Origin of the sequence: Halomicroarcula saliterrae (genome assembly GCF_031624395.1) — an archaeon.
Taxonomy (GTDB): Archaea; Halobacteriota; Halobacteria; order Halobacteriales; family Haloarculaceae; genus Haloarcula; species Haloarcula saliterrae.
Map to the genome: position 1 here is coordinate 1,286,791 of NZ_JAMQON010000001.1, position 13,805 is coordinate 1,300,595.

Consider the following 13,805-nt stretch of genomic DNA (forward strand, 5'->3'; position numbering starts at 1 on the left):
GAGTGTCGGCTGTGTGCCGCGTGGACCGACGAGGGTGCTACTCGGCGTAGAAGCGCGCCAGCCCACACTCCGGACAGACGTCACAGGTCAGATAGCTGCCTTTGAGATTGAGCGCCCCAAGGATACCGCCGGTGGCGTCGATTCGTATCCGTTCGCCGGGTGTGGAGGCCCGGTGGTCGGCCTCCTGCATCGGCACATCACAGTCCGGACAAGGAGGCATACCGGGCGTTTTCGGACAGCGCGGCACAAGGCGTTGGCCGCAGAGTCGCGGCGGAAACTGACGCGAAAAGCGAACGAACGGCCAAACAGCCCGCTACTGGTAGTCGATCTCGCCTTCGCCCTCACCGATCGACGCACCGCGGTCAGGCTCTCGGGACTCCAGCGGGTCACTATCCTCCACCTTTTTCTTCGGCGGGTGACCTCGCGAGCCAGTGGCTCGCTGCGGGCACCACTCCTCGAAAAACGTGGATGAAAGAGGCCGGACTCTCACTGCGTTCGAGTCCGGTGAAACCGCGCCTCCGGCGCGGTACGTCGCACTACTGGTAGTCGATCTCGCCTTCGCCCTCACCGATCCACGCACCGCGGTCCGGCTCTCGGGACTCCAGCGGGTCGATATCCTTGTACCACGGGACGTTCTTGAGCTGCTCTTTGTCGTAGGCGAACTCGTCTTTCGTGTCCGCGGTGAACTCGAAGTTCTGGGTCAGCAGGATGGCGTCCGTCGGGCAGACCTCCTCGCACAGCCGGCAGTAGATACACTGGCCGATGTGGAGGTTGTACTGCTCGCCGTTGCGCTGGTCGTCCTGAACGATCTGGATGGTGTTGTTCGGGCAGACGTTCTCGCACTGGCGACACCAGATACACCGCTCCTGGCTGAACTTGTGGACGCCACGGAAGCGGGGGCTCACCTCGGGTGTGACGTCCGGGTACTCCACCGTGAACGTCTCCCCGTCGAGGGCGTGTTTCATCGTCGTCGCCATGGATTTCATGATGCCAATCATTGTCGGATACCTCCAGCGGTCGCGGTCGTGAGTGCGGTCATCAGGCGACCACCCCGACGATGACCGCCGTCAACAGCAGGTTCGCCAGCGAGAGCACGAGCATGCCCTTCCAGCCGATTTCGATGAGCTGGTCGATTCGGACGCGCGGAATCGCCGAGCGGGCCCACTGGGTAAAGAGGAAGACGCCCCAGATTTTGATGAGGAACCAGACGATACCCGGCAGCACCGGGCCGGCCGGTCCACCGAGGAAGATGGTGGCGATGATGGCGCCACCGAGGAAGATGTGGATGAACTCGCCGAGGTAGATGAGCACGAAGTACACCGAGGAGTACTCGGTCTGATACCCCGCGACAATCTCCGTCGGCGCCTCCGGGATGTCGAACGGGTTGCGGCCGACCTCCGCCAGGTTCGCGATCATGAACAGCACGAACGCGAAGGGGTTGACGAAGGCGTACCACGACGGAATCGGCCCGACGAGGGTCTGGGACTGGGCCGCGACGATCTCGCTCATCTGGAGCGAGCCGGCGAAGATGACGACCGACGCGCCGGTGAGGATGAGCGGAATCTCGTAGGCGACGTTCTGTGCGACCGCGCGCAGCCCGCCGAGGAACGAGTACTTGTTGTTCGACGCGTAGCCGGCCATCACCAGCCCGACAGAGGCCATCGAGGCCGTCGCGAACACGTAGGCCAGTCCGACTTCGGGGTCGGCCAGATGGAGGCCGTTCCCCATCGGGATGACTGCGAAGCCAAGCAGCGCCGAACTCGCGATGAGCAGCGGTGCGAGGTCCCACGCGGGGCGGTCGACGCCGTCGGGGACGATGAGCTCCTTCGAGAGCAGCCGTACCGAGTCAGCCACGATGATGAGCAGCCCGAACGGGCCGATACGGTCGACGGCGATACGGTCGGTGAACGCGGCCGTTATCTTCCGTTTCGCCCACGGACCGGCGAGGGCCGTGTTGGTCATCATCAGCGTGCCGATGAGGGCCGCGCCGACGAGGCTCGTCAGGATCATCACCGGAACGCTGTTGGGGTCGAGACCCGCGAGCTCCGCCAGCGTCTCGGGGAGCGGGGCCGACTCCGGCGCCATCAGCGGTCCACCTCCCCGAGCACGATGTCGAGGCTGCCCAGCGAGGCGACCATGTCAGGGATGTACTCGCCCTGGGACATCTCGGGCAGCGTCTGCAGGTTCGAGAAACACGGGCTGCGAATCTTGAACCGGGCCGGCTTGTCCGTGCCGTCGGAGCGGATGTAGATGCCCAGTTCGCCCTTGGCGGCCTCGACCGCGCGGTAGATCTCCGCGTCCGGGTCCGGACGCAGCGTCCGGGGGACGTTGGACTGGATCTCGCGGTCGTCCTCGGGCCACTGTTCGAGCAGGTCGACACACTGCTCGATGATGCGGGCCGACTCCTCGACCTCGCGCATCCGGACGAGGACGCGCGAGAAGTTGTCGCAGCCGGTCTCGGTGACGACGTTCCAGTCGAGTTCGTCGTAGTAGCCGTAGGGGTCGTCGCGGCGGAGGTCGTAGTCGACGCCCGAGCCGCGGGCGACGGGTCCGGTCGCGCCGTAGGACTTGGCCATCTCGGGCGAGAGGACGCCGGTGTCGACACACCGCATCTGGAATATCTCGTTGCCCGTGATGAGGTCGTGGTACTCCTCCAGCTTGTACGGGAGATCGTCGAGCATGTCCCGGACCTTCTCGAAGAACTCCTCGCGGGGCTCGGGCAGGTCCCAGGCGACGCCACCGAGGCGGAGATAGTTGAACATGAGCCGCTGGCCGGTGAGGTCCTCGAGGATGTTCTGGACGACCTCGCGGTCGCGGAACGCGTACTGGAAGATGGCCGTGAAGTCGCCGAAGACGTCCAGCGCGAAGGTCCCCAGGGCGAGCATGTGCGCGGCGATGCGACACAGCTCGGCGGACATCGTGCGGATGACCTGCGCGTACTCGGGGACCTCGATGTCCGCGAGGTCTTCGGCGGCCCGCGCGTAGGCCCACTCGTTGAGGATGCCGGCCGAGACGTAGTCCCAGCGGTCGGGGTACGGCATAATCTGGTGGCGGTAGGTGCCCTGCTGGCACATCTGCTCCTCGCAGCGGTGCAGATAGCCGATGTCGGGTTCGAGGTCGGCTATCTGCTCGCCGTCCAGCACCGTCTTCACGTGGAGGACGCCGTGCGTGGCCGGGTGGTGTGGCCCGATGTTGACGAACATCGTGTCCGGGTCGTCCTCGCTGCGCTGGTCACCCTGTAGCGGGTTCGCGTTCTCCCGGAGGGTGACAATCTGGGGCTGGTCCTGATTGTAGTCCTGGGAGAGCGGGTGGCCCTGCCAGGTCTCGGGCAGGAGAATCCGTCGCAGGTCCGGGTGGTCGTCGTAGTCGATACCGACCAGGTCGTAGGCCTCGCGCTCGTGCCAGGAGGCGGTGTCGTAGACGCGGGCGCCCGACTGGTTGTGCGGGTCGTCCTTCGGCGAGGGGACGACGACCGACAGCTCCTGTGTCGGGTCGTCGTATTTGCGCAGGTGGTAGATAGATTCGTAGCGGTCGTCGTACTCCTGGGCCGTCACGCAGGAACAGTGGTCGAAGCCCGCCTGTTCTTTCAGCGTCGAGAGGACGGCCTGCACCTCGTCGGGCCGGATGACGAACGCCTCGGCGTTGACGTGGGTCTCGCGGTCGAGCACGTGGCCGCCCAGCAGGTCGGCGAGCGCGTCGTAATCGAGGCCGTCGTCGGTGACGCCGATTTCGGTCGGTGTGGAGGGTTTCTCTAGACTCATGGCGAGTTGTTCCAGTTGTACCGCATCACGAGGTCGTCCTCGTCGATGTCGTCGGCGAGCTTCTGGACGATTTCGTCCTGGTCGAGGTCGCCGAACTGCTCTAGCTCGTAGGGCTTGACCGTCACCGGCGAGGACTCGCCGTTGGCGATGCGCTCCTGGAGCTTGGCGACGCCGTAGACCAGCGCTTCGGGGCGTGGCGGGCAGCCGGGGACGTGGATGTCGACCGGGATTATCTCCTCGGCGCCTTTCACGACGTTGTACCCTTCCTGGAAGGGCCCGCCCGAAATCGTACACGAGCCCATCGAGACGACGAACTTCGGCTCGGGCATCTGGTCGTAGACGCGCTTCATGCGCGGGGCGAACTTCGAGACGATGGTCCCCGGCACGATGATGACGTCGGCCTGTCGCGGCGACGCCCGCGGGATGCCGGCCCCGAAGCGGTCCAGGTCGTGTTTGATCGCGTAGGTGGCGATCATCTCGATGCTACAGCAGGCGATGCCGAACTGCAGCATGAACATCGAGGAGCCCCGGACCCAGTTCATGAACTTGTCGAACTTGGTCAGGATGAACGGCGTGGAGCCGAAGGCCTCACGCAGCGTCGAGTTGAACCGGTCGTCGGCCCCCTCACCCATCCGGGCCTCCTGGGTCGATACGTCCTTCACTGCCGGTGGTGTCTGGTCACTACTCATAGGTGTCTGCCCCTTTCGTGGCGCGCGGACTGCGCACCCATCTGACTGCGCCGTTGCGCCATGCCCAGCCGAGCCCGATAGCCAACACGCCGATGAACGCGACCATCGGCAGCAGTGCCTTCGTCATACCGACCGCGCCGACGGCGTCGCGGTAGATGACCGTCCACGGGAAGATGAGGACGGTCTCGATGTCGAAGACGACGAACAGCAGCGCGACCATGTAGTACTGGATATTGAACTTGATCTTCTGGCTGCTGCCAGTCGGCACTTCACCGGACTCGTAGGTGGCGGTTTTGCCTTGTTCGGGAACGCTCGGTCGCAGCAGGCTCGAGACGGCCATCATCGTGATGGGTATCGCGAGGGCCACGACAGCGAGCGCGCCGATGGCAATCCATGGATTACTCATTCCGGTATCTCCTATCGTGCGAGCGTTAGGAGTACTCGCATATAAGGGTTGATAACCACCACGGCGCCGGAATTCGGGCGGCTCGGCCTTATCTGTGCGGCGTCTCGAACACCCACGTATGGGAGCCTCAGTGATGGGGCTCCGGACTTATTCCTCCTCCCTCCAATACTGGTCTTTGAATCCGGGCGTGCCCAGTTCGTGGAGGTCTCGGGAGACATCGCCGACCTCCTCCTGGAGGCGCTGGTGGTACGTCACCAGCCGGTCACGCAGTTCCTCGTGCTTGCGCGACAGCATCTGAACGGCAGTCAATGCCGCGTTGAAGGACTTGCCAGCGTCGACGGCCGTGATGGGCGCACCCTGTGGCATCCCGATGACCGAGTCGACGGACTTCTCCTGGACGGGCACGCCGATGACCGGGAGCGGGTAGGCGATGCTCGCGGTCATGTTCGGGAGGTCGGCCGACTTCCCGCCCGCGCCGGCGATGATGACGTCGACCCCGCGGGCCTCGGCCGTCTCGGCGTAGGCGTACATCAGGTCCGGCGTGCGGTGGGCCGAACAGACGAACGTCTCGAAGGTGAAGCGGGCGTCGGGCGCGTCGGTGTAGTCGGTCTGTTCCGCGAAGTCGAGCTCGTCGGCCAGCGCGGCGTAGGCCCCGGGCCGTTTCCCCTTGCCGCCGGCCATCGTCGGCAGGTCCGAGTCCGACCCCATGACGATGCCGATGTCGGGCGTCTCGTCGTTCGGGACAGCCATCTCGGCTTCTTCGTGGAGCTGGTCGATTAGCGACTGCACACTGTCTGCGGTCATGGTCGGTCCTGCACGGCCTCGGTCCTAAGCGTATGCGGTTTGGACTGGTGTCGATGGGGAATCATTTTGTCGAGCGGTCGGGAACGTCCGTCCATGCGACGTAGCTACCGGTACCTGCTGGCTCCGGTCGCCGGGACCGTCGTCGGTGTCGTGTCGTACATCGGTGTCCTGCCGGTCGTCGATGCCGGACTGGCGGCGCTCGTCACGGTGTTCAACGCCGCCGTATGGACGGTCGCGGTCGGTCTGTACGCGTCCGTTCACGGCCAACTGAACCGCTCGGGCGCCGGGACAGCCCAGCAGCCCCAGTGGGAAAGCGCGAAAGTCGGCGGTATCAGCGGGGGTGTCGCGTCGCTGGGGGTCACCGGAACGATGGGGCTGTTCGCTGCAGTCGGCTCGTTCCGGTTCGGCGCCGCGGTCGGACTGTTCGTTTTCGGCGTCGTGATTGCGAGCATGGCCGTCGGTATGCTGGCCGTTATCCGCCGGTTCGACGGGCACAGTGGACCGGGGGGCCCCGGGATAGCTGCCGACCCCGCTGACTGACCCCGAAAGGAAAACCCTCTTAGCCCGCGTCCACACACCTGCGTACATGAGCAACGGGGACGACGAGCCGGCGGACACAGGCGAAACCAGCGACGTGCCTGCGACGACCGTGAGCGCCGAGGAGCTCCGGGAGCGTCTCGACGAGGCTGAACAGGAACTCGAAGCGGCCGAGACCGAGGCCGCGCTGGACGGCGTCGAGGAGCGGCTGGACGCCGTCGAGAGCGACCTCGAAGCCGCCGACCTGCCCGAGCCCGACGAGGACGACGAAGAGGCCGAGGACCCGGCCGACGACATCGAGTCCCGGCTCTCTGCCCTCCGGGACGACCTCGAAGAACAGCGTGGCCCCTACGCCGAGGACGTCGTCGTCATCATCGAGGACGCACAGGGGACGCTTACCGACAGCGAGTGGACCGAAGACGGTGAGGAAGACGCCATGGCAGCCGTCGAGACGTTCCTCGCCGGGGTCACCGACTACGCCGACGCCGACGCGGGGGACGACCTCGACGAGGCGGCAGACGCACTCGGCACGGTCGCAGCCACCATCGAGTCCGAATCGCTCGACGCCGACGCTGACGCCGAGGCCATCGCGGAGCTGCTCGAAGCGGCCAAAGCGCTCGAAGACGACCTCGACGCCGCCGAGGTCTGGAGCGACCTCACCGTCCGCGAGCAGCTCGACGCGAAGGGGTTCTACGACATCCTGACCAACGAGAACCGCAAGGACTTCCCGCCAGAGTGGAACGCGGCCAAGCTCCATGCCGAGGCGGGGAACCTCGACCTGGTCGCCTTCGCCTTCGACAAGCTCGGCTCGGAGTTCTACGAGGAGTACACAATCGACATCTTCTACCACCTCGGCAGCGACGCCCAGCCGGTCTTCGAGGAGATGCACGAGCTGGCCCAGAAGCGGAACAAGGGGCCGATAAAGGTGCTGGGGAAGATCGGCGACGAACGCGCCGCCGAAACGCTCCACGAGTTCATCGAGGGCGACGGTGACCCCGCGCTCCAGAAGGTGACGCTCCGTTCACTGGGCGCCATCGGCAGCGAAGAGTCGGTCCAGCCCGTCGCGAACAAGCTCGCCACCGAGAACGACGAGGTTCGCTCGGTGGGCGCCCGCACGCTCGGGCTGCTGGGCGATACCCGCGCCGTCGAGCCGCTCGCGGACGTACTGGAGAGCGACGACAGCGACGAGGTCCGCGCGTCGGCCGCGTGGGCGCTCCGCCAGATCGGCACCGCGGACGCCCTCGAAGAGGCCGCACAGTACACCGACGACCGCGCGTACCTCGTGCAGGCCGAGGCCGAGAAGGCCGCTGGCGCGTAGGCCGAACCCTTTTGTACGAACGCGGGGCCAGCCCCGCCGATGCGGTTGCCCCGTCTCCTCGTCGTCTCGCTCGTCCTCTGTAGCGTCGCCACCGCGGGCCTGCTGGGTCCAGCCACGGCCCCCGAGTCCGTTCCGTCACAGCCGGTGGCGGGTGCTCAGTCCCAGCCGCTCACCGACCCCGCGACCGGCGCACGCGCCAGCGAGCCGACCCTCCACGCCGTCTACCCCGACCCCGTCAGGGGCGGCGACCGCGGCGAGTTCGTCGTCATCGACGTGCCGAACGGCACCGCCCTGGGCCGCTACGCGCTCACGGACGGCGACACGACGGCCCGCCTTCCGAACCGGACGGCGAGCGGGCGCGTCGCGCTGACAGGCGCCCCCGACGGGGTCCGGAACCTGACTGACGCCGCCGTCGTGGGCCTCGACAGCGCGCCGGCACTGGCCAACGGCGGCGACACCGTCACACTCACCCGGAACGGCTCCGCCGTCGCGAGCGTTCGCTACGCGGACACCGAGGAGGGGGAACTCGGAATCATCGACGGGTCGACAGTCCACTGGCGACCCCTCGGCGCGACCGACCGCCCCGTCGTCACGGGGCGGGCCGGCGAGGTTCGGGCGTTCACGCTTCCGGATGCCCCGCAGGCGCCCCTGGCACCTGTCCGCAACGCCAGCGACCGGGTGTATCTGGCCGGTTACACGCTGTCTTCGTCGCGTGTCGCCGACGCGCTGGTCGCCGCACAGCGCCGCGGCGCCGACGTTCGCGTCCTGCTCGAAGGGGAGCCCGTCGGCGGGCGAACCCGCACCGAGGCCCGCACGCTCGACCGGCTGCGCGGGTCAGGCATCGAGGTCCGCGTCGTCGCGGGTCCGCGAGCCCGCTACCGCTACCATCACGCGAAGTACGCCGTCGCCGACGAGCGGGGGGTCGTCATGACGGAGAACTGGAAGCCGGCGGGGACAGGCGGCCGGAGCAGCCGTGGCTGGGGCGTGGCGACGAGCCAGCCGCGGGTCGTCGACGGGCTGGCGGCGACGTTCCGCGCCGACGCCGGCTGGCGCGACGCTATCGACTGGCAGAGCTACCGTGCGGGCCGGTCGTTCCAGCGCGGTGAGCGGGCCAACGGCAGCTATCCCGCACGGTTCGACGCGACGACGATACCGGTCGAGGGGACGGACCTGCTCGTGACCCCGGACAACGCCCAGAGCGCGCTCGTCGGGGAACTCGACGCCGCGACCGACTCGGTCGATGTCGTCCAGCCGACCGTCGGTGGGTGGGACGAACCCCTGCTGCGAGCGCTCCGGCGGGCCGCAAAGCGCGGCGTCGAGGTCCGGGTGCTCCTGAGTTCGGCGTGGTACGTCCGCGAGGAGAATCAGCGGGTGGTCGAGCGCTTCGGGTCGTGGGCCGACCGGACCGGCGCGCCGCTGTCGGCGAAACTGGCGGACCCCGGCGACCGGTACGGGAAGATACACGCCAAAGGCGCCGTCGTCGACGACGACCGCGTGATCGTGGGGAGTCTGAACTGGAACGAGCAGGCCGCCACGGTGAACCGCGAGGTGCTCCTCGTCCTGCAGGGCACCGCCGCGGCGGACTACTTCGGGCGCGTGTTCGACGCGGACTGGTCCGGTGGGCAGCCCGCCGTGCCGGTCGGCCTCCTCGCCGCAGTCGTCGGCGCACTGGTGGTCGCCGGACTGGCCGCTCGGCGGGTACGGTTCGCGTCCTGAGAAACCGCAGTCGCCTCAGATGTCGTCGGGCAGGGCCGTCGAGCTCGCGAGCTCCTCGTCGATTTCCGCGTCGGCCATCTTCTCGACCAGCGCGTCGATGACCGTCTCGCGCATGCCGGAGACGAACTTGATGGAGCCGACGACGAGGTGGCCGCCGCCGGAGACGCCGCCGCCGGAGACCTCCTCGGTCAGTTCGGTGACGTACCGCGGGATGTCGAGTCGGACGCCGTCCGAGCGCAACACCGCGAAGTCCGGCCCGTAGCCGATGGTGATGACGGGGTCGCCGGTCTCTGCCACCTTCGCGTCGTGAATCTCGCCCGTGGTCTTCCCCGGCGCGGGGTAGGTGAACCGGTAGGCGTGGTTCTCGACGTCTATCTGATAGAGGTGTGCGCCGTTGTCCAGGCGCTCGTGTTCGACGTGGTCCATCGCCGCGTCGAGCTGTTCGTCCACGTCGCGTTCGGCCTTCCCGGCCAGGAACTCGACGAGTTCGCCGTGGCGGTCGCGGTCGTCGCAGTCGACGTTCAACACGTCGGTGATGAGCTGTTCGCCGGAGCTGTAGCGCAGCCAGTGGGTCGCGTAGTCGAGCGCTTCGCCGATGTCGCGGAGATCGCTCTCGTCGTACCCCTTCTCGTCGGCCAGCGCGAGGTAGTCGGACATCGCCTCGCCCTCGGACCGGTCCGAGAGGCCGGCGACGGCGGGGACGTGCTGGAGGTCTTCGGTGAGGTCGGGTGCGATCATCCGGGCGAGCTCGACGCACATCATCCCCGTCGTGATGCGGTAGTCCTCGTCGTGGAGGTAGGGGTTGACGTGCTCGGTGATGAGCGGCTCGACGGCCTCGGGGTCGGGGTGGTGGTGGTCGACGACGACCACGGGGATGTCGTAGTGTCGCAGGTTCCGGTAGGCCGGCGTGTCCTCCTCGGTCGACCCGTTGTCGAGCATCAGGACCATCGGGAGCTTCTGACCGTGCCGGGTCCGGTCCTCCAGCGCGAAGTTCAGGTCCCGGGTCACGTCCTCCATCTCGTAGTAGGGGGCCTTGCTCGGCAACCGCTTGAGGAGGTGCTGGGGGGCGTCGTCGTCCTCGTAGTAGTCTGCGATGAACCGTTCGAGTGCGACCTGCAGCGGGACGCTGGCACAGAGCCCGTCGCCGTCGGCGTGGTGGCGCATCCGAATCGGACGGCCTTCGAGCACCGTCTTGCGGAGTTCGGTGGCGACCTGCCGGAGGTCGTCCCACAGCTTCTCGAAGGCGGGCCACTCGACGAGCGGGTCGATGTCGGCGGGTTCGGCCGCCGATTCGAGGGCGTCGTCGATGACCGTTTTCACGCCGGCCGCCTCGTCGCCGTCGAGGCGTGCCAGCGCGTCAACTTCGACCTGGACGCCGCCGTTGCGTTCCTCGGCGCGGCCGGAGACGCGCACGATGTCGTCTATCTCCACGTCGGGATGGGCGCGAACGCCGGCCTCCTCGAAGGCGGCACACGGGACGACGCCGGTGCCGTCGCGGACCTGAAAGATAGTGGGGCCGCCGGTCTGTTTGATCTGGACGACCTGTCCCTCGACGACGACGGTGTCACCGGTCGAGTCGTCGAGGTCGTCGACGTCGGCGGCGGTCCCGTGGGGGACGTGCTCCGTCTCGAACTCGGTCACCTGGACCTCCTCGAAACTCATATCGCCGTCGGACCGGACCTCGCCGAGTTCGACGACGAGCTGGTCACCCTCGTCGTAGGACCCAGTGAGATTCGAGTCGTGGACGAGACCGGAGACGGCATCGGAGAGGTCGACGAAGACACCGTAGTCGACGACGCCGTTGACCGTCGCCCGATAGCGGGCTCCGACTTCGACATCATCAGCGGTACAGCCGGACGCGAGATCGTAGACGATGGCTCCCCCGTCGGGAGCCTCGGCACCGTCGTTGGTGCCAGTTGGCGAAGACATTTGCCGTCACTTCGACACTCGGCGGTTTGTACTCTTCGAAATCGCTGGCTAGCTAAAACCGAATACAGAACGGGAGCCACACTCGACAGTGATTCCGACCGCCAGAAAGCCCCGCCCGCAGCCGGCATGGCCGGGACTGAAAGGGGCCGGACTCTCCCGCGGTTATACTCTGAAGAGTGGTGCCCATCAGCAGTATCCTGTTTGAATCCGAGAGCGGAACTCTTAGAACCGGGCCGGACCCACCTCCGAACATGGGGCTGTTTCGCTCGGGCGAGATACTCGGCATCGCCGAGTCGGCACTCGAGTTCGCACGTGTCGCGTCCGAGGACTCACATCCGAACGAGTACATGGGCATGCTGCGCGGCGACAAGGCCCGGAAGGTCGGGCTCGACCGCGACGGCACCGTCCTGACCGACGTGCTGGTCATTCCGGGAACGGAATCGAACCCGGTGAGCGCGACGGTCAAGACCAGCATGATACCGAACGATATGCGGGCCGCGGGGTCGATTCACTCCCACCCCAACGGCGTGCTCCGGCCCAGCGACGCCGACCTGGCCACCTTCGGCCGCGGCGACGTTCACATCATCGTCGGCTACCCGTACGGGCCCGACGACTGGCAGGCCTTCGACAACGACGGCGAGCCCGTCGACCTGCCGGTGCTCGACATCGACCCGCCCGAGGAGACGTTCTTCGACTTCGACCAGCACGACATCGACCGGGAGCTACGCGAGGAGGAGTTCGACTCGTGACACGCGTCGTCGCGCAGGGGACCTTCGACCTGCTCCACCCCGGCCACGTCCACTATCTCCGGGACGCCGCGGGGATGGGCGACGAACTTCACGTCATCATCGCCCGCTCGGAGAACGTCACGCACAAGGCGCCGCCAGTGGTGCCGGACGAGCAGCGCCGCGAGATGGTGGCGGCGTTGAAGCCCGTCGACGAGGCCCATCTGGGTCACCCCGAAGACATCTTCGTCCCCATCGAGCGCATCGACCCGGACGTCATCGCGCTGGGGTACGACCAGCACCACGACGAGGAGCGCCTGCAGGCGGCGCTGGGTGAGCGGGGCATCGACTGTTCGATTCGGCGGGCCAGCCCGCTGGACCGGTCGGACCCCGACCGACTGCTGTCGACCGGCCGAATTATCGACCAGATACTGGCCGAACGGAGCGACTAGTCCGTCCCGCGCGTCGATTGGCGGTCCGTCGATTGCTGTGGCGAGGGACTCCCGGTCGGTCCCGCGACGGTGATAACCGCCGTCGAGACGACGGTCTCGTCGGACTCGCCGGCCCGGGCTTCGACGGGCAGCGAGTAGTCTCCGGGCGCGGCTTTCGTGCCTATCTCGACGATGAACGACCCCGTCACCGTCCCTATTGGGGGCTCCCAGAGCAGTTCCGGCGGATACACCTCCCGGACCGAGGTCGGCCCGGGGTCGAAATCACCCTGTGTCACCTGCCAGCCAGCGGGGAGGGCGTCGACGCGGTACGTGACGACACCGACGCCGCGGGCCGTCAGTTCGACACCGACCGCCTGCCCGGGGACTCCCTCGGCTCCGGTGGTCGTCAGCCCGAACTCGCGTTCGGTTCCCTCGGCGGACCCGCCACAGCCGGCGAGAGAGCTGACCGCCCCACCGACGACCAGAGACAGCACCGCACGTCTGCTTGGCATACCAACCGTTCCGTGTCCCGCGGTGAAAACAGTTAGCTTTCTTATAATATCCTGCTCGGACGCCGCGCTGCTGTCCGCGCTCTTCGTCTCGGTGCCTGCCCCGTTCGTCGGCGGCTAGTTCCCTATCATCGCTACCGAGTGCTGCGGTAACGCGGCTTTTTCGAGCGGAATTTTTATTTATATATCTTTTCGAGTGTATAAATAATGTGCAATATCGCAGGGAAACACCGATGAATCGAGCCACGGTCGAGGACGTTGAATCGCGGGCCTACCGTGTGCTGGAGTGGGCGCTGATGACGCCGATCGCGTTGCTCGTCTTCGTCTCCATACCGTTGTTGTTGATGGGGGGTCTGATCACGTTGGGGTACATCACCGGTTCAGATGTTTTGATAGGCGGTATATATATCGGATTTGGAACTATTTTGTTCTTCAGTTTATTTGTACTTCCCCTCCTCGCGATTGCACTGCTTGGGGCTGGGGCACTGACCACCGGTATTGCCGTCTACTCCGATGCCAAGACCCTCGAAACAGCGGATATCGACTGGCAACCGGACCCGAATATGTTCGGGCTCGGTACATTTTTCTTTCCACCGCTTGCCTTCTACTACCTCTACAAGCGTCACGAACACGTCGCCGACTGGGTCGATACCGGACGGTGGGGCGCTGTCGCCGCGGGGAGTCTTGTGCTGTCGACGCCGCTCATCGGTACTGGACTGAGCATCGAGATAGCAGCGTACTGGTATCCACACGCGCTGTTTCCCATCACGCTGTTGCTTGCGAGCCTCGGCGTCATCCTGTTGGCCCCGTTCCCGTACGCCATCTACCGCGATTCGAGCTACGTCCGGCTGAACTCCAGTACGTGGCACCCGAACCCCGGCCTGACGCTTGGAGTGGCGTTTGCCTCTATGTTCCTCCTTCCCCCAACCTATCTCCTGTTTGGCGGGTGGTATCTGTACAAACGAAAACAGGCTGTCTGA

15 protein-coding genes and 1 pseudogene are annotated in these 13,805 nt (G+C 66.3%); 6 read left to right on the plus strand and 10 right to left on the minus strand.

Annotated elements, in window-relative coordinates; all coding sequences use genetic code 11:
- Positions 1–37 precede the first annotated feature (37 nt).
- The 8 genes and pseudogenes from NDI56_RS07055 to NDI56_RS07090 all read right to left on the minus strand — a co-directional run bounded on the left by NDI56_RS07055 (position 38) and on the right by NDI56_RS07090 (position 5,660).
- Entirely contained in the window at positions 38–220 is a 183-nt protein-coding gene (locus tag NDI56_RS07055; RefSeq protein WP_310918732.1) for a hypothetical protein, read from the minus strand.
- 93 nt (positions 221–313) lie between these two features.
- Positions 314–397, minus strand: a pseudogene (locus NDI56_RS07060) (NuoI/complex I 23 kDa subunit family protein); the annotation flags it as partial.
- Positions 398–536: 139 nt separating this feature from the next.
- On the minus strand, positions 537–998 hold the full coding sequence (locus NDI56_RS07065; protein WP_310918733.1) for a NuoI/complex I 23 kDa subunit family protein: 462 nt from the start codon (positions 996–998) through the stop codon (positions 537–539).
- Between the two features lie 40 nt (positions 999–1,038).
- Positions 1,039–2,085, minus strand: coding sequence for a complex I subunit 1/NuoH family protein (locus tag NDI56_RS07070; protein WP_310918734.1), 1,047 nt, complete (start codon positions 2,083–2,085; stop codon positions 1,039–1,041).
- Complete coding sequence (locus NDI56_RS07075; RefSeq protein WP_310918735.1) at positions 2,085–3,761, minus strand: NADH-quinone oxidoreductase subunit D; 1,677 nt, start codon at positions 3,759–3,761, stop codon at positions 2,085–2,087. The genes NDI56_RS07070 and NDI56_RS07075 overlap by 1 nt, the downstream gene beginning before the upstream one ends.
- Positions 3,758–4,450: an NADH-quinone oxidoreductase subunit B gene (locus tag NDI56_RS07080; protein WP_310918736.1), complete on the minus strand. Its 693-nt coding sequence runs from the start codon at positions 4,448–4,450 to the stop codon at positions 3,758–3,760. Before NDI56_RS07080 ends, NDI56_RS07075 begins: the two co-directional genes overlap by 4 nt.
- Positions 4,443–4,856, minus strand: coding sequence for an NADH-quinone oxidoreductase subunit A (locus NDI56_RS07085; protein WP_310918737.1), 414 nt, complete (start codon positions 4,854–4,856; stop codon positions 4,443–4,445). Before NDI56_RS07085 ends, NDI56_RS07080 begins: the two co-directional genes overlap by 8 nt.
- 147 nt (positions 4,857–5,003) lie before the next feature.
- Positions 5,004–5,660, minus strand: a complete 657-nt coding sequence (locus NDI56_RS07090) for an AIR carboxylase family protein (protein ID WP_310918738.1) — start codon at positions 5,658–5,660, stop codon at positions 5,004–5,006.
- Between the two features lie 93 nt (positions 5,661–5,753).
- On the opposite strand from NDI56_RS07090, the gene NDI56_RS07095 reads away from it, so the two are divergent.
- The 3 genes from NDI56_RS07095 to NDI56_RS07105 are packed head-to-tail and all read left to right on the plus strand — an operon-like array spanning position 5,754 to position 9,231.
- A complete protein-coding gene (locus NDI56_RS07095; protein WP_310918739.1) occupies positions 5,754–6,200 on the plus strand; it encodes a hypothetical protein in 447 nt (148 codons plus the stop codon).
- Positions 6,201–6,246: 46 nt separating this feature from the next.
- Positions 6,247–7,515: a HEAT repeat domain-containing protein gene (locus tag NDI56_RS07100; protein ID WP_310918740.1), complete on the plus strand. Its 1,269-nt coding sequence runs from the start codon at positions 6,247–6,249 to the stop codon at positions 7,513–7,515.
- A 39-nt stretch (positions 7,516–7,554) separates the two neighbouring features.
- Positions 7,555–9,231 (plus strand): phospholipase D-like domain-containing protein, encoded by a 1,677-nt coding sequence (locus NDI56_RS07105; RefSeq protein ID WP_310918741.1) that lies wholly within the window; start codon positions 7,555–7,557, stop codon positions 9,229–9,231.
- A 15-nt stretch (positions 9,232–9,246) separates the two neighbouring features.
- Here the strand turns inward: NDI56_RS07105 and NDI56_RS07110 are convergent, their stop codons facing one another.
- Positions 9,247–11,160, minus strand: coding sequence for a Hef-associated nuclease (locus NDI56_RS07110; protein WP_310918742.1), 1,914 nt, complete (start codon positions 11,158–11,160; stop codon positions 9,247–9,249).
- Between the two features lie 251 nt (positions 11,161–11,411).
- On the opposite strand from NDI56_RS07110, the gene NDI56_RS07115 reads away from it, so the two are divergent.
- Together NDI56_RS07115 and NDI56_RS07120 are read left to right on the plus strand one after the other, a co-directional pair.
- On the plus strand, positions 11,412–11,909 hold the full coding sequence (locus tag NDI56_RS07115) for a Mov34/MPN/PAD-1 family protein (protein ID WP_310918743.1): 498 nt from the start codon (positions 11,412–11,414) through the stop codon (positions 11,907–11,909).
- The gene (locus NDI56_RS07120; protein WP_310918744.1) at positions 11,906–12,337 is read left to right on the plus strand and encodes an FAD synthase family protein; all 432 of its coding nucleotides are present in this window, start codon (positions 11,906–11,908) and stop codon (positions 12,335–12,337) included. The genes NDI56_RS07115 and NDI56_RS07120 overlap by 4 nt, the downstream gene beginning before the upstream one ends.
- On the opposite strand, the gene NDI56_RS07125 is transcribed toward NDI56_RS07120, so the two are convergent.
- Complete coding sequence (locus NDI56_RS07125; RefSeq protein ID WP_310918745.1) at positions 12,334–12,828, minus strand: hypothetical protein; 495 nt, start codon at positions 12,826–12,828, stop codon at positions 12,334–12,336. The genes NDI56_RS07120 and NDI56_RS07125 overlap by 4 nt on opposite strands.
- A gap of 230 nt (positions 12,829–13,058) precedes the next feature.
- Here NDI56_RS07125 and NDI56_RS07130 point away from each other — a divergent pair, with 230 nt between their 5' ends.
- A complete protein-coding gene (locus tag NDI56_RS07130) occupies positions 13,059–13,805 on the plus strand; it encodes a hypothetical protein (protein ID WP_310918746.1) in 747 nt (248 codons plus the stop codon).